This window comes from Arthrobacter sp. ZGTC412, assembly GCF_002929215.1.
Classification (GTDB): Bacteria; Actinomycetota; Actinomycetes; order Actinomycetales; family Micrococcaceae; genus Arthrobacter.
The window spans coordinates 52405-68781 of record NZ_PJII01000018.1 but is presented as its reverse complement, the minus strand read 5'-3'; the positions used below and the strand labels follow the sequence as shown (position 1 = coordinate 68781).

At 62.5% G+C, this 16377-nt stretch carries 12 protein-coding genes and 1 pseudogene; 9 read left to right on the top strand and 4 right to left on the bottom strand.

The window, feature by feature from the left end:
• Positions 1–595: 595 nt before the first annotated feature.
• A complete protein-coding gene (locus tag CXQ88_RS17390; RefSeq protein WP_104045390.1) occupies positions 596–1300 on the bottom strand; it encodes an NAD(P)H-dependent oxidoreductase in 705 nt (234 codons plus the stop codon).
• Between the two features lie 515 nt (positions 1301–1815).
• On the opposite strand from CXQ88_RS17390, the gene CXQ88_RS17380 reads away from it, so the two are divergent.
• Positions 1816–2097 (top strand): hypothetical protein, encoded by a 282-nt coding sequence (locus CXQ88_RS17380; protein ID WP_104045388.1) that lies wholly within the window; start codon positions 1816–1818, stop codon positions 2095–2097.
• A gap of 420 nt (positions 2098–2517) precedes the next feature.
• On the opposite strand, the gene CXQ88_RS17375 is transcribed toward CXQ88_RS17380, so the two are convergent.
• Entirely contained in the window at positions 2518–3792 is a 1275-nt protein-coding gene (locus CXQ88_RS17375; protein WP_104045387.1) for an FAD-binding protein, read from the bottom strand.
• Positions 3793–3939: 147 nt separating this feature from the next.
• Here CXQ88_RS17375 and CXQ88_RS17370 point away from each other — a divergent pair, with 147 nt between their 5' ends.
• The 8 genes from CXQ88_RS17370 (at position 3940) to CXQ88_RS17335 (ending at position 14603) form a co-directional block, all read left to right on the top strand.
• A complete protein-coding gene (locus CXQ88_RS17370) occupies positions 3940–4953 on the top strand; it encodes a LacI family DNA-binding transcriptional regulator (protein WP_104045386.1) in 1014 nt (337 codons plus the stop codon).
• Between the two features lie 278 nt (positions 4954–5231).
• Positions 5232–6584, top strand: a complete 1353-nt coding sequence (locus CXQ88_RS17365) for an ABC transporter substrate-binding protein (protein WP_104045385.1) — start codon at positions 5232–5234, stop codon at positions 6582–6584.
• A gap of 100 nt (positions 6585–6684) precedes the next feature.
• Positions 6685–7635 carry a carbohydrate ABC transporter permease gene (locus tag CXQ88_RS17360; protein WP_104045384.1) on the top strand — a complete coding sequence of 317 codons (951 nt, stop codon included), beginning with the start codon at positions 6685–6687 and terminating at the stop codon, positions 7633–7635.
• A 3-nt stretch (positions 7636–7638) separates the two neighbouring features.
• Positions 7639–8565: a carbohydrate ABC transporter permease gene (locus CXQ88_RS17355; protein ID WP_104045383.1), complete on the top strand. Its 927-nt coding sequence runs from the start codon at positions 7639–7641 to the stop codon at positions 8563–8565.
• A gap of 48 nt (positions 8566–8613) precedes the next feature.
• Positions 8614–10125 carry an arabinosylfuranosidase ArfA gene (gene arfA, locus CXQ88_RS17350; RefSeq protein WP_104045382.1) on the top strand — a complete coding sequence of 504 codons (1512 nt, stop codon included), beginning with the start codon at positions 8614–8616 and terminating at the stop codon, positions 10123–10125.
• Complete coding sequence (locus tag CXQ88_RS17345; RefSeq protein ID WP_104045381.1) at positions 10122–11030, top strand: aldose 1-epimerase family protein; 909 nt, start codon at positions 10122–10124, stop codon at positions 11028–11030. The genes arfA and CXQ88_RS17345 overlap by 4 nt, the downstream gene beginning before the upstream one ends.
• A 619-nt stretch (positions 11031–11649) precedes the next feature.
• A complete protein-coding gene (locus CXQ88_RS17340) occupies positions 11650–12387 on the top strand; it encodes a DinB family protein (protein WP_104045380.1) in 738 nt (245 codons plus the stop codon).
• Between the two features lie 983 nt (positions 12388–13370).
• A complete protein-coding gene (locus CXQ88_RS17335) occupies positions 13371–14603 on the top strand; it encodes a saccharopine dehydrogenase family protein (protein WP_104045379.1) in 1233 nt (410 codons plus the stop codon).
• Between the two features lie 43 nt (positions 14604–14646).
• On the opposite strand, the pseudogene CXQ88_RS17330 reads toward CXQ88_RS17335, so the two are convergent.
• Both CXQ88_RS17330 and CXQ88_RS17325 read right to left on the bottom strand, forming a co-directional pair.
• A pseudogene (locus CXQ88_RS17330) lies at positions 14647–14913 on the bottom strand (helix-turn-helix domain-containing protein); the annotation flags it as partial.
• Positions 14914–15188: 275 nt separating this feature from the next.
• The gene (locus CXQ88_RS17325; RefSeq protein WP_104045378.1) at positions 15189–16205 is read right to left on the bottom strand and encodes an SIS domain-containing protein; all 1017 of its coding nucleotides are present in this window, start codon (positions 16203–16205) and stop codon (positions 15189–15191) included.
• Between the last annotated feature and the right edge of the window lie 172 nt (positions 16206–16377).

Here is a 16377-nt window from a genome sequence, read left to right as displayed (position 1 = left end):
TCCTGGTGGCGAAACTCTGTCTCTGGGTGAGGCTCACCCGCAGTGACGATTTCTTGGTCCAACTGACGGTGGACCTGGCTGTCGAGAACCTGCAACTTCTCGTCCTTCAGCTTTTCTAGATCCTCAGGAAAAGGATCTGTAGGAGTGATCCGCAGACTGGCTGACATGGATGTCCCTTTCACTGGCGGCACTCCAGACGCTTCGGACACCCGCGACGGGGGTATTTTAGAAGGAATCGAGCCGCTGCATGAAATGAGGCCGACCTGCATGAGGACTGGAAGTGGCGTGTCCCAGTTCGAAGGACGTGGGACAGGGCCATTCGTCTGGCCTGGCTGCAGCAGTTGGGGACCTTCACCGTGCATAAGTCGTGCGAGATATACGGGCATCTCGACACCCGCGTTAGTCTGTGCAAGCGTTTGAATCTTTGGCGCCCGTTGGGCCACCGGCTGACGGGCGCCACGAGCACCCAACGGCAAGGACGCGGGCCGAACCCATTGCGACGCCGACGCAGCTGCAGTCCTCTTCCTGGCGCGGGGCATCAGCCTTCTGCGGACAGTCGAGTACGCCACTCCTGAATAGCACGCATCCGCATCCTTCAGTGCACCTCTACGACCGTCGAAACTGTATTCCAGCGGTGACCGCTTCCGGCTGATTGCCGCGGTAGTTCACAAACGGCCTCTTGAGCCGTAATCTCGTTGCCAGGTTCGCATTGCTGTTCGTTGATGGCCTGGCTGACTGCATTGATGGCGCTGAGGACGATTTTCTCGCGGGCGCCTGCATCGTCTCGCTCGGACTCATACACGAACGCCGTAACGCCGCGCTGGCTTCCGCAGTAGTCGATGATGCCGTGCTCCATCTGGGTCCGCAGCGCTTGCTCGTACCCGTGCCGGTCGTACACGCCGGCATCATCACCGGCGATGGGCACCAAATGTGTTGTCACGTCCCCGAGATTGCGTTTCATGCCACCCTCGGCGGCCACTTCGAACGCCCAACCATTTACGAACACGCGGTCGATCCAACCCTTGAGCAAGGCGGGCATCGACCACCAATAGACGGGGAACACCAGCACGAGATGCGCGGCCCTGTCGAGCCTCAGCTGCTCAGCGGCAACATCGGGGGCAAAATCGCCCCCGACCCTGTACGTGTGCCGGTCAGCGAGAGTGAACCTCGGATCGAAGCCCTCTGCTGCCAGATCAGCAAACTCCACGAGCCCGGGCTTCAACGCCTGCTCGAGCCGACGAGCGATGTCATGTGTCAGCGATTCGGAATCAGGGTGAGCAGTAACAATGAGTGTCTTCACACTTAATCATGACCACAAATCACACCTCACTGGCACCATCATCCCGGGCGAGTTGCAAGCTCACGGCCTTGAAGAACCGTCCCGGCAAGGGATCGTTTACCGATCCAGGCATCCTCGTCGAGTCTGAGAAGAGGCGTCTCCACTTCCGGCACCAAGAGGGGAGGCGTCCGACGGGCTGGGTAGGCACAGGGAGACTGTTGAGCACTTGCGCGGTAAGCAACTCATCATGGATTGGGCCAGAGACCAGCACCACGCCTTCCCGTGGTCCATCGAAGGAGAGTTCTTGGTGACCGGTGCCCGGCTGCGGAGCGGCGTGAAGGCGGCTCTCGTTAGCGGCCAGCAGCTCGCATTCGAGGTTCAGCGCATGCCGATGGACCGGAAGGGGACCTTCGCCACGGCGGGTATGAGAGTGGGGGAGTTCGCGATGTGTGGGTGTGGTCCCCGGACGTTCCCCACGCTCAATTTAATGTTGCATATACTCATCTCGTCTTGAACAACGTCCTTGGGGGAACATCATGAACATCCGTAAAAGCACCCGCCGCCTCGTATCTGCCGTAACTATCGCCTCGACGCTGGGATTGGCTGCAGCACCTGCAGCCAACGCCGCATATGTCAGCTACGGCTATTCGGCAGGAGCTCCCACGTTCCTGCAGTGCAACACCTACATGACCAGAGCTCTGGCAGAGAAGCAATCTTACGGCTTTACGATCAGCCACCTTAAGCCCTGCGAACGGAAGTACACCGGCCAATGGATTGGGTCCTTCCGCTACTCCAAAGGCGGCGTCACGCCCGTCTAAGCAAACGAGCCAGCCTCCTCCCCGAGACTAACGACTTGGGGGGGAAGAATGATACGTACCGGACCGCGGCAGGCCAGATTCACCCGAGCGGGGACGCTCGCCTTTTCGTGCTGCAGAGTTGCCGGCATCTCCCGACTGCCCGTGGTTCAGCGGCATCCTTTAGAAAAGTTTGCCAGTTTGGTGAAGCTTACTTACTCGCACATGACTCAACCGGAAGTTCTTAAGGCATATCGCGACATTGACGGCCGCTTTACCTTCGTCACCGCAAGACACCTCTTCATCACCCAGCTGCGCCTCACGACGCCAAAAGCAGCTGGGCAACCTGAGCCTAAACGGCATCCTCAAGGAACTCCAACGAGTGATCGCCCCTTGCTCGGCTAGTGCCCCGCTGTCGGCGACAAGCACCAATCTAACAACGCACTACTGGGCGAACGTCCCGAAGACCTTACGATCAAGGAAGGCGTTGCGTAACTTGCCCTCGGGATCCATGCGCTGGGCGAGCTTCCGGAAGTCGTCGAATCGGGGATAGACCGGTGCGAGCTGCTGGGCGTCCGCCGCAAACAGTTTGCCCCAGTGCGGGCGCATACCGAGGGGTGCGAGTGCGGCCTCCAGTTCGGGCAGGAGCGCTTCGACTTCCAGCTGGAGCGGCTTCCACGTGAAGTGGAGGCCAATCCCGGCGCGCTGGTAGTTGTTGCTGAGCCACAACTCGTCGGCGGCCATCGACCGCACCTCGGAGACCTGCAGCAAGGGGGTGATTTTCGGGGCGAGTGTTCGCATGCGCTGGATGGCTTCGACCGCGTGCTCGCGGCCGACGAGGTACTCGGTTTGGAGCTCCTGTCCGCTGCTGGGTACGAAGGCGAGGCGGAAGTGCGCGAGGCGGTCAGACCATGGCCCGGAGACGCCGAGCTGCTGGGTGCAGTGGTCGGCGGCCATACCCGGCACTGGATGGTACGCGCGCCGCGCCGGCGCACCGCCGTGGAACTCGGCTGGCACGGCTGCGCTGTCCGTCCTGCTCTTGAGCCAGGCTTGGCTGATGGTGTCGCCGGCCCAGTCCGTGAAGAGGCTGACGCTGTAGGCGGATGACGTGGCGGCGTCGTAGTTCTCGAGGACTGCGTCCCATGGCACGTCCGTGAAGATGTCCTGGCGCACGTCGAAGGAGGGTTCAATGCTAAGGGTCACGCGGTGGATGATGCCGAGTGCGCCGAGTCCCACAACCATGCCCTCGAAGTCAGGGTCGCCCTTCGCCACTATCAGGACATCGCCGGAGGCGGTGACGAGCTCGAGCCCGACGACGGCCGTGGCGAGGTTCCCGTTCCCGTCTCCGGAGCCGTGGGTGGCCGTCGCAATCGCACCGCCGATCGAGATGTGGGGAAGGGACGCGAGGTTGTGGAGGGCGAAGCCGCGGCGCTGCAGGTGCTCGGCGAGGATTCCGTACCGGACACCCGCGCCAACTGTGACAGTGAGAGCTGCCTCGTCAACCTCGACGCCAGGGTCGAACCTGTCAAGGGATACCAGGGTCCCGGGACTGTCCGCAATGTCGTTGAAGGAGTGACGCGACCCGAGGACGCTAATGCGGGTAGCTCCTGCCACCGCACGTCGAAGGTCGGTGAGTGAGGTGGGGTAATCTATCGTCCGGGCGCGGTACTCGTAATTACCTGCCCAGTTGAGCCTGTCCTGTACTTGTTCCTCGATCATGGTCGTCCCTGTCCAGCCGATGTTGCGGCGATTCGGTTAAAAGCTGCGGCACCGCATGGGAAAGGGGTGCCCGGTCATCCTACAACGTTATAGACTTTCAGCACACGTGACGTATCAGGCATCACGGGCGGGATACCAGGGAGCGGCATGGCGGTCACATTGAAAGACGTTGCGCTGGCGGCCGGCGTCTCGATTAAGACCGTCTCCAACGTCATCAACGACTACCAGTACATCCGCACGGACACCAAGCAGCGGGTCATGGAGGCTATCGCCAACCTCGGCTACAGCCCCAATCTGTCCGCGCGGAGCCTCCGCTCGGGCAAGACCGGCGTGATCGGGCTTGCGGTTCCCGAACTCTCTCTCAGCTACTTCGCCGAGTTGGCGGACTCCATCATCAAGGCCGCCGAACGGTGCGGCCTCAAGGTTTTGATCGAACAGACCGGCGGCGACCGTGCCCGCGAACTCGAGATACTCTCCAGCCCGCGGTTGCAGATGACCGACGGGTTGCTGTTCAGCCCATTGGGCCTGTCCAATGAAGACGCCCACCACCTCAACGTCAACTTCCCCCTCGTCCTTCTCGGCGAGCGAATTTTCGGTGGACCTACCGATCACGTGACCATGAGTAACGTGCAATCCGCACGGGCTGCAACAGCGCATCTGCTCTCGAAGGGCCGGACACGCATCGCCGTCGTCGGAGGACACGAAGGGGAGATCATCGGTTCTGCCGGGCTCCGCCTGCGCGGTTACCAGCAGGCGCTCAAGGAGGCGGGCATCCCGTTCGACCCCAGGCTCGTGGCCTACACCACTCTGTGGCACCGGTCCAACGGGGCCACCTCGATGCGGGAATTGCTTAAGACCGGCGTCGAGTTCGACGCGATGTTCGGCTTGAACGACACGTTGGCACTCGGTGCCATGCGCGTACTGCAGGAGGCGGGCCTGCGAATTCCCGACGATGTAGCCGTCATCGGATTTGACGATCTCGACGAGGGCAGGTATTCGCTGCCCACGCTGTCGACTATCGATCCGGGCAGGGACGAAATCGCCGCGACGGCCGTGCGCATCCTGCAGGAGCGAATCTCAGGGCATGATGCGTCCCCCCGGGAGTTCGAGGCGCGGTTCCAAGTCATCGAGCGCGAGTCCTCAATGCTGCCGACCAGCTGAAAGCCCCGGCGTTCGAAAATTTTATTGAACAGCAGCTTGACAGTGACCGGCCTCACTCGGCATGCTACTTCTACAACGTTTACCTACAACGATGCAATACGGACCAGGTACTTGCGAAAGCCTCGCTACGAGGCGTACTTGCAGGAGGACGGGCCCGGATCAAGGAAGATCGAGGCGGCACAGCACTTGGTGCCCCGGTGATCCTCCTTGATGCATCGCCGGACCGGCCGCCTACGGGCGGACCACGGTGGAATGCCACCGCGAGAGGAAGCAAAGATATGAAAGCCAAGTTCCTGGCATCGGCTGGCATCGTCGCCGCCACTGCCGTAGTACTGACAGGCTGCTCCGGAGGAAACGGAAGCGGCGGGGGAGGCGACTCGGCGGCCGCTTCCTGCACCAACACCATTGTTAACGCGGAGGCGCCCCAAGTCACTGTATGGGCCTGGTACCCCGCGTTCAACGACGTTGTCGACAACTTCAACAACTCCAACAGCGACGTGCAGATCTGCTGGACCAACGCTGGCCAGGGCAACGATGAGTACACGAAGTTCTCAACCTCGATCGAGTCCGGTTCCGGCGCCCCCGACGTTATCCAGCTCGAGTCGGAGGTCCTCGCCAGCTTTACCATCCGCGACGCGCTTGTGGACCTCACCGAGTTCGGCGCCAATGACGTCAAGGACCAGTACGCCGAGGGCGCCTGGGAGGATGCCTCAAGTGGTGAGGCCGTGTATGCCATCCCGGTCGACGGCGGCCCCATGGGGATGCTCTACCGCCAGGATATCTTCGACGCGGCGGGCATCAAGGTACCGACAACCTGGAAAGAGTTCGAAGCCGCAGCCCAAAAGTTGAAGGAGTCCGGCAACGGTGCTGTCATCGCTGACTTCCCGACCAACGGACGTGCGTTCAACCAGGCACTTTTCGCGCAGGCCGGTTCGGTTCCGTTCGAATATGATTCCGTCAACCCGCAGGAAATTGGGATCAAGGTCAACGACCAGGGTGCCAAGGACGTCCTTGAGTACTGGGACGGACTCGTCAAGAAGGGGCTCGTAGCCACCGATGACGCTTTTACCGCGGACTACAACACCAAGCTCGTCGACGGCTCGTACGCCGTTTATCTTGCCGCAGCCTGGGGCCCGGGCTACCTGCAGGGCCTGTCCGACGCCGACCCGGACGCGGTCTGGCGTGCGGCACCACTCCCGCAGTGGGACGCGGCCAAGCCCGTCCATGTCAACTGGGGCGGTTCCACCTTCGCAGTGACCAAGCAGGCTAAGGACAAGAAACTCGCAGCGAAGGTGGCCATGGGCATCTTCGGTAACAAGGAGGGTATGAACCTCGGCGTTGACAAGGGAGCGCTCTTCCCGTCGTACGCGCCGGTCCTCGACTCCAAGGAGTTTGCAAATAAAAAGTACGAGTTCTTCGGCGGGCAGCAAATCAACAAGGATGTCTTCCTCAAGGCTGCGGCCGGCTACCAGGGCGCAACCTTCAGTCCGTTCCAGAACTACGCCTACGACCAGTTGACCGTGCAGCTCTACTCGATGGTCCAGGGCGAAAAGGACGCGGGCAAGGCCCTCGACGATCTCCAGGCGTCCCTGGAGCAGTACGCGACCGAGCAGGGCTTCACCCTGAAGTAACCGGGGGAGGTGCCCGCGTCCATCGCGGGCACCTCCCCGTCCGGCCCTCGTGGATACCTCCACCGCGCCATCCGTCCCATTTGCTTGAGGAAAGACCATCATGGCTACGACCACCGCGCTGAGTTCGGCCCCGCAGGCAAAGACACCGGCCCCCGCAAAGCATCGCCCCGACAAAAACTACCGGCGCCGGCAGCGCTGGGGATGGGTCTTCGTTGCGCCCTTCGCGGCAATCTTCCTGACCTTCCTCATTCTCCCGCTGGTCTACGCCTTCAGGATGAGCCTATTCACCAGCACCCTGGCCACTGGCACCAAGTTCGTCGGCGCGGACAACTACCTCAAGGCCTTCTCCGACCCGATCTTCCTGCAGGGACTGGCGACGGTTGCGAAGTTCGCACTGATCATGATCCCCGCGCAAATGCTCATAGCCCTGCTCGCAGCCCTCGTTCTCGACAACCTCGCCACCTGGGCGTCCAAGTTCTCCCGTTTGATGATCTTCGTCCCGTACGCGGTTCCCGTGGTCATCGGCGCCCTTATGTGGGGCTTCCTGTATAGCCCCCGCTTCGGGCCGGCCGGCTCCATCTTCGGCATCTTCGGCCTGGCGGCGCCGGAGTTCCTGGCGCAAGACAGTATTTTCGGCAGCCTCGTCAACATCGTAACGTGGCAGTGGGCCGGCTACTACATGATCATCATCTATGCCGCACTGCGCGGTATCGATCCCGGCATTTACGAGGCAGCCGTGCTCGACGGGGCCTCCGACCGGCAGATCGCATGGCGGATTAAGGTCCCCATGATCTCTTCCTCCCTCGTGATGGTGGTCATCTTTGCTCTCATCGGCACCCTGCAGTTCTTCACTGAACCGCAAGTGCTCCGCGGCGTGGCGCAGGGTGCCATTCCGACGTCGTATACCCCCAATATGTATGCCTTCTCGCTGGCCTTCTCCTACAGCCAGTTCAACTATGCCTCCGCCATCTCCTTCGCGCTCGGCATCGTCGTGTTCGTTTTCTCCTTCCTCTTCCTCTTCCTGACCCGCAAGCAGAGCGGACTGAAATAAGCCATGGCACTCGTCACCGAAACCCCCGAGCTTGAGGGCGGCCGGAAAGGCCGCAGCGCTGCAGGCCGCAACAGGGCCCGCAACGGCGGCCCCCGCATCGGCTCGCATATCTTCCTGCTTATCCTCGTCATCTATTTCATCACCCCCATTTGGTGGCTGACTGTCGCCAGCACCAAGGACACCGCCGGCCTCTTCGGCGGCTCGGGCGGACCCCTCTGGTTCGACGACGAGTTCCACTTCTTCAGCAACATCCAAGGCTTGTTTGAACGGCAGGACGGCATCTACTGGCGTTGGCTCGGGAACTCCTTCCTCTACGCCATTTCAGGTGGCGTCGGGGCAACCATCCTCGCCGTGTTTGCAGGCTACGGCTTCGCCAAGTACAACTTTCGCGGGCGGGGGCCCTTCTTCGGGCTCCTGCTGGGTGCAGTGATGGTGCCCCTGACGGCACTGGTCATCCCGACCTTCGTGCTCCTGAGCTCGGTGGGGCTGGTGAACACCATCTGGGCCGTAATCCTGCCCTCGCTCCTCAGTCCGTTCGGCGTGTACCTGATGAGGGTCTTCGCCCAGGAAGCGGTTCCGGATGAATTACTCGACGCCGCCCGGATTGACGGCGCGGGGGAGTTCCGCACGTTCGTCCAGATTGCACTGCCCCTGCTGCGCCCGGCGATCGTGACGGTACTGCTGTTGTCCGTCGTCGGGACCTGGAACAACTTCTTCCTGCCGCTGGCAGTCCTCAGTGATCCACTGTTGCTCCCCGTCACGGTGGGGCTCAACGGATGGCAGGCCCTGTCCAACGCCGGCAGCGGCGGCGAGGCCCTATGGAACCTGATCACCACGGGCGCCTTCCTCTCGATCATCCCGCTGATCATCGCGTTCCTCTCCCTTCAGAAGTACTGGCAGGGCGGGTTGTCGCTGGGCTCGCTCAAATAACCCCCAAACCGCTGCCGGCCCACGCCACCACGTACAGAAAGTAATTTGATGCAGAACGCACGCCTCACGCTCGACCCCCACTTCACGGTCGGGCCGATCAACCGCAACATCTTCGGCGGGTTCGTCGAACACCTTGGCCGCCACGTCTACGACGGCATCTACGAGCCCGGCCACGAGAGCGCCGATAACGAAGGTTTCCGCCAGGACGTCATCGAACTCGTGAAGGAGATGGGCGTCTCCACCATCCGCTATCCCGGCGGCAACTTCGTCTCCGGGTTCTGCTGGGAAGACAGCGTGGGACCGCGCGAGGAGCGCCCGACCCGCCTGGATCTCGCCTGGCACTCCACCGAAACCAACCAGGTGGGCATGCACGAGTTCGCCTCCTGGCTGCAGAAGGTGGACAGCGATCTCATGCTGGCCGTGAACCTCGGAACGAGGGGAACCACCGAAGCGCTCCAGCTTCTTGAATACTCGAACCTGCCCAAGGGTACAGCCCTCGCCGACCGGCGCATGGCCAACGGCCACCCCGACCCTTTCGGCGTCAAGATCTGGTGCCTGGGCAACGAGATGGACGGCCCCTGGCAGATCGGGCACCGCTCAGCCGAGGACTACGGTAAGCTCGCGGCCATTACGGGGCGGGCAATGCGCCAGTTGGACCCGTCGATCGAGCTCGTGGCATGTGGTTCCTCGAGCGCCCACATGCCAACGTTCGGCGAGTGGGAGCGCGTGGTGCTCACCCACACCTATGACGTCGTCGACTACATCTCCTGCCACGCTTACTACGAGGAGAAGAACGGTGACCTTGGGTCATTCCTCGCATCCGCCGTCGACATGGACCACTTCATCGAGTCCGTCGTGGCGACCGCCGACCATGTGAAGGCCGTACGCGGGAGCTCGAAGACCATTAATATCTCCTTTGACGAGTGGAACGTCTGGTACATCAGCCGCTTCGAGAACGTCGACAAGATTGAGGGACTCGACAATTGGCCGGTGGCTCCGCGCCTGCTCGAGGACTGCTACTCGGTGGCGGACGCCGTCGTATTCGGCAACCTCATGATCTCGCTGCTGAAGCACTCTGACCGCGTCACCTCGGCGTCGCTGGCGCAGCTCGTCAATGTTATCGCGCCCATCATGACGGAGCCGGGCGGCCCGGCATGGCGCCAGACCACGTTCTTCCCGTTCTCGATCACGTCGAAGCTCGCCCAGGGCTCGGTACTTGAACTCAAGCTCGACGCCGGGACGTACGAGACCAGCGAGTACGGTGCTGTGCCGCTCGTCGACGCTGTAGCCACGCACGACGAAGAAACGGGTGCGACCGCCGTCTTCCTCGTCAATCGGTCCCAGACCGAAGAGACCACCGTGACCATCGATATTGCAGCGCTCAACGGGTACAGCTCCGTCGAGGCGCAGTCGCTGTTCGATACGGACGTGTATGCGAAGAACACCCTCGAGGAGCCCGAGCGCGTGACCATGAAGCCCAACACCTCCGCCTCCCTGGACGGTGGTGCAGTCACTATTACCCTTCCTCCCGTGTCATGGACGGCCGTTTCCCTCGCATGAACCACCGCGAATACAGGATCGAGGGCGGCGGCTACACGGCCGTCGTCCTCGGTTTCGGGGCCACTGTCCGCGAACTGACTCACGAGGGGCGGCCGCTCGTAGTGGGCTTCGGTTCCGACGAGGAAATGCCCAACTTCCGTGGCGCCTTTGTGGCTCCGTGGCCCAACCGCATCGCCGATGGGCGCTATACGTTCGACGGGGAGGACTACCAGCTTCCCGTCAATGAGCCGGAGCGGGGCGCCGCACTGCACGGGCTCGTGTTCGGCATCCCTTGGACACTCGTGAAGCACACCCCGAGCACGCTTGAACTGGCCTGCACCATCGAGCCTACGGCGGCCTACCCCTTTGAGCTCTCCCTCCAAGTGCGGTTCAGCCTCGACGGGCAGGGCTTCAGGACAGATGTAGCAGCATCTAATATCGGCGCGCGGCGCGCGCCCTACGGCGTCTGCCCTCACCCGTACCTGGTGGGCGGGCCGTCGCCGCTGGACGAGTGGGTGCTCGAGCTGCCGGCCTCAACGGTCCTGACCGTAACTCCCGACCGTCTGCTGCCCGTAGCCAAGGAATCAGTCGCCGGTACTCCCTTCGACTTCCGCTCGGCGCGTGCGATCGGTGATGTGCAAATCGACCACGCCTTCACGGGCCTCACCCTGGATCGCGACGGCCGCGCCACAGTCCGGGTCACCGATCCCGCCCTCGGGACCGGCACAGCGATGGTGTGGGACGCGAGCTGCCCTTGGGTGCAGATCCACACAGCGGACCTTCCGAGAAAACCAGAGAGCACCCGGCTCGGGCTTGCCGTCGAGCCCATGACATGCCCGCCGGAGGCCTTTAACACCGGCGAGGACCTCGTGGTCCTCGAACCGGGGGAGTCGCACAGCACGGGCTGGACCATCGCCGCTCTTTAGCTCTGAGCGGGCTTCATCGGCCGGCCGCGGATGAGCGTGAAGGACGGGACCCCGGGGACGTTTCGCCAAGAACGCGCCGCCGGCCGCCGCCAGAGGCGGGAAACTCAGCTCAAAGTAACATCCTGGCCGGATGTCCCCGCACAGCCCCTCTTGGGACCACTCCCCGCCGCTTTTCGACTTCTATGGAGCGATACGCGGCACAACAACCTTCGTCTACGACTCCGAGTCCACCGACAACAACACCACGGCATTCAGCACGGAAACCGCAGCAACTCGCATGCACAAGCCATCACCCATATGGCTCGAACGTCAACTCCGCACTTGAGCCCTCCCCAGACTTGGCGAGTGAGTACGGATTCAAAACGGGCAAGCTGATATGCGCCATCAAAGGGCTTCATCTGCCCCCTTCCAGACGCTAGCTTTACATAACGTCGGTTATCGGCGTTTGAAAACAGGCGGGGGAGTGCCTGCAAAAGGGGCCTGTTTAACGTCACGGAGGGATCCCTAACGTGCTCCGGGCGGTCAACCTCCCCATCGGTTCGAGGCCCGTGGGACTGCCCTAAAGCGGTGGTGGTTTTCTGGCGTGGCTCTTAACGCCTCGGCACCGGATAATGGGGCGATGACGACCTATTTCGGCACGAAGGAGTTCGAAGGCGCGACCTTCGTTAAGGCGAGTTTCAAGGGCGCCACCCTGCGGTTCTCCGATGTCAGCGGTGTATCGATGCGAGGCGTCGACGTGGACGGGCTCGATATCGACAGCCACGACCTGTTTTTCGGCAGCCTCTTCGTCAACGGGGTCGACGTCGTGCCGCTCGTGGACGCCGAGCTTAACCGGCAGTTCCCAGGCCGCGAGCTGCAGAAGGCGCAGACGCCTGAAGGCCTGCGTGAGGGGTGGAGCGTTGTGCAGTCCGCGTGGCAGGAGACGGTGACGGGTACGCCGCTGGACCTAGTGGACGCGCATGTAGAGGACGAGTGGTCTTTGTCTCAGACCCTGCGGCATCTCATCCTGGCGACCGATGCCTGGCTTCGCGGCGGGATCCTGCGGAAGGAGCAGCCGTTCCACGAGATCGGGCAGATTTTCACCGGTGCCGGCGAGATGGGCTTTGACATGTCGATCTTCCGGGTGGACCCGCCGGCGTACGAGGAGATCCTCGCGGTTCGGGCAGAGCGACAACGACAGGTAGCGGGTTTCCTGTCCACGGTGACGGCGGATTTACTCGCGGAGGAACGCGAGGACCCGTGGGGTGGCGGTGACTGGCGTCCCAGCGTCGGCGACTGCATTCGCGTGATCCTGGAGGAGGAATGGGCGCATCTGCGATACATCCGGCGGGATCTCGCTCGTATTCGTCCGAGCTAGAGGCAGCCAGCCGGGCGGCTTGATGAGCGATCCACGGAGAAACCGTCACCGCCCACACCCGGGGACAATTCTCAGGGGTTATCCACCGCTACTGCTGCCAGGGAGCTACCCCAACGGCTCCTACTTCCAGCCGTGGATAACCCGAATTGACCCCAGCCATGGACAGATCAGAGTCACCGGAGCGAGCTTGTCCGAGCCGAGCCGGGTTGACGGAATATCCGTTATCGGCGATCCAAACTGGGCAGGGGAGCGGCCCTAGAAGTTGGCCGACGGCGGGATAATCCAACCCTTCAACGTATGGGGACTGGTGGCGTTTGTGGCCCACACCATTGAGGATCAGCGGTTGGCGCGCTCGTTCCTCATGTGACGCCGGTAGAGTGCCGCTCGCTAGATGCGAACTATTAATTTCCCTTCATTTTCCCCGCTGAAAGGTAACCGCACGCCTTCGGGTGCGGTATCACGGCCTCAGGGACCGTCTCCTAAATATGACCAAATCTGCCCGGTGCGACCCACACGGCCATCTCCTCGACCCATAGGACTCAGATTCTCCCGAAGCCCTAAAAGTGAGCAGCAGGAAGGAACCGATGCGCTGCCGGTTGGGCTGTGCAAAAGGGGCGACGCTGCTTACTTGCAGGCTCTTGTCGAAGGCTCTCCCCCCACCGATTTTCGAACGCCGATAACGGATATTCCGTCAGCCTGCTTCCACCGGGCAGACCCGCGCTTTGCTGATCAGGCGGCCGGAACTGGTGGCGACTCTTACCCGTCCATGGCTGGGGTCAATTCAGGTTATCCACGGCTGGAAGTAGGAGCCCGGGGTAGCTCCGTGGCAGCAGTAGCGGTGGATAACCTAGGAGAATTGTCCCCGGCTGTGGGCGGGCGGACCGGACTTCTCGTTCGAACGTAGATCAGGTCCGGTTGTTCCGAGGACCAAGGCAACAGAGCCGTGGGTCAGTTTGGAGTTGCCGCTGTGAAAGGCTGCGGTTATGGAAAACTCATCTCGGGAACATGACCTCGTTCTCTACGGAGCGACGGGTTTCGTTGGCCGACTGATCGCCGGCTACGTCGCGGAGCATGCACCGGCCGGTATGCGGGTCGGACTCGCGGGCCGGTCGAGGTCCAGGCTCGGGGCGGTTCGGTCGCAGTTGCCGGTCGCGGCGCACGGATGGGCCCTCATCGAAGCCGACTCGGAGGACGCGGACTCGATCGCCGCACTGGCAGCGGGCACACGCGTGCTCTTCACAACCGTCGGTCCATACGCGAAACACGGACTACCTGTCGTCGACGCCTGCGCACGGGCCGGTACCCACTACGCCGACCTCACGGGTGAGGTGTCCTTCATCCGGGAGGCGATCGATCGCTACGACGCTCCGGCCAGGACGAGCGGGGCCCGGATCGTGCACTCCTGCGGCTACGACTCCGTGCCGTCCGACCTCGCCGTACTGCTGCTTCATCAGACGGCAGAAGCCGACGGCGCCGGCGGTTTGGTCGAGGTCCAACTCGTTGCTACGGCCAAGGCTGGTATCAGCGGAGGCACACTCGAGTCGATGCGCGGGCAGCTCGACGCGATGCGATCAAGCACCGCCCTGAGGTCATTAGCCGCGGACCCCTACGCTTTGAGCCCCGACCGGACAAGGGAGCCGACGACACAACAGCCTCCTGACGCCGGTCCTGTGCGCCGTTCCGATGACGGCACCTGGACCGCGCCTTTCATCATGGCCCCTGTCAACACCCGGATAGTGCGCCGCAGCAACGCATTGCAGGGCTGGGCCTACGGCCGCTCCCTTCAGTACGGGGAGGTGATGGGGGTGGCCCCCGGACCGGCAGGAGCGGTCATCGCCAGGGCAATGGCGCTCGGGCTCCGGGCATTCACTGGCGCGATGGTGTTCCCGCCGACCCGGCGGGTGCTCGACCGGTGCCTTCCGGCACCAGGTGCGGGTCCGAGCACCAGCACGCAGCGCGCGGGCTGGTTCCACTCCCAGGTGACCGCCCGCACCGAGCACGGGCACCGTTACCAGGCGATTGCTGCCGGCCCCGGTGATCCCGGCTATGCCGCCACCGCCGTGATGGCAGGGGAGACTGCACTCGCTCTTGCCCTCGACGGTGACCGGCTGCCGACCGCGAAAGGGTCACTGACACCGGCCACTGCACTGGGCAACGTGCTCATACAGCGGCTCCGTGCGGCCGGCCACACGTACCAGGTAACCAAACTCGCCTGAATCCAGGCTCTGCACATCGACGGCGCAGGCAGGGGAGCGTGGCTCACTCCACTTTGGCCTGTCGCAGGTATTGGTATACCGTTTCCCTGCTGATCCCGTAGTCGCGGGCAAGGACGGCTTTCGGGACACCGTTGCCCGCCCGCTGGACGAGTTCGGCGGCTCGTTCCGGTGTGAGGGTCCTTTTCCGCCCTTTGTAGGCGCCGTGCTGCTTGGCCAGGGCAATTTCTTCCCGCTGGCGTTCCCTGATGAGGGAACGCTCGAATTCAGCGAACGCGCCCATGACGGAGAGCATGAGGTTGGCCATGGGGCTCGTTCGTGACGGTCCGCTTCGTTCATGATCGGGTGGGTTGCGCTGGGGAGCGATAGCCTTCCGGAAGATGATGTGGTCAATGTGGTTATGACTTCCGAGGGGAGTTGAGGGTGCAGCGTGTCGCCTACCACCTTGGGTGACACAGCAAAGTGAGCGGCTGTGAGTGACGTGGCCAGTGGATGGGGACCACGGTATCGCCCACCGAAGGCCGGACACGGACAAAAGAACGAGGTTGGGAGGGGCTCCGCAGCCACTCCCAACCTCATCCAGTCTTCCTAGTAAGCGAACTGCCACATGTAGCGGCGTCCTTCCAGTGAGTATCCTCGGACCGCTGCGTAATGGGCTGCGAGCCGGAACGCAATGGGGTAGAAGACCAGCGGCGCGATGAAGGCGCGCAGTTCTTGCGGAATGCCGGGAAGCTCGAGTTCCCGGCTGTCGATGCGGAACGTCTCGCCGCTGTACTCCTCCAGGAAGCGGTCGGCGCGTTCGGCCATGGGACGGGTTTCGTCTTCGCTCAGGTACAGGATGCTTTTGGTCTCCTTGTCGAAGACTTCAAAGGGGCCCTGGAAGAATTCGTTGGCGTTGAGGGTTGCCGCGTGCATCCATTGCATTTCCTGCAGGAAGCAGCTGGTGAACGTGGTGGCCATGCCCTGCAGTGATCCCGAAGCGACGAGGTATGTGACGGGAACGTCCTTCATGTTCTCGGCGATTTTGGCGGCGTTGGGCTCGAACGCGCGGACGGCAGTTTCCGTGGCGGCTGGCAGTGCGGTCAGAGCTGAGAGCTCCGCGGACACGTTCTGGCCTTCGCGCTCCAGGATTGCGAGAGCGAGCAGTTGCAGCAGGATCTGGTTGCCGTCCCCGTTTCGGGCAACAAAAGCCGTATTGATCGCTTTTGCCAGGGTGCCTTCAGCGTTCAGGGTCACCGCCACTACAGCGGCCCCGCGCTCCTGTGCCCAGGAGGCTGCCTTTGCGGTTTCGGGCGTCATACCTGCAGCAGAGAAGGCGATAACGAGGGCGCTTGGCCCCACTCCGGGTGATGCACGGTAGTAGAACTCGTCAGAGTTCACGGACGTCACTGGCGTCGTGGCCCGCCGGTCGAGGAAGTACTGAGCTGCGTGCAGGCCTGAAAGTGAGCCTCCGGCACCGACAAGGTAGACCCTGTTGACCTCAGTCAGTCCCACTATGTAGGACCTGATTTCGGGCCAGAGCGTCAGGGCGTGTTCCTGCGAGTCCCGAATATTGGCGGGGATTTCTTTGACTGGCTGTATCCCGGTGAAAGTGCCGTCGGTCATTCTTGTTCCTCTACTTTTGTGTGACGGGCGCGTGCATCGCCCGGGTTGTGTGTGGCCGGCCTGGCGCGTTGAGGTTTATTTGCTTGCCGTTGCTGCGGTCTGTTCGGCTTTGGGCAGGTACTGCTCGGGCATCGGGGAGCCCGGGAACCATTTCTGGTAGAGCGTCTTCCAG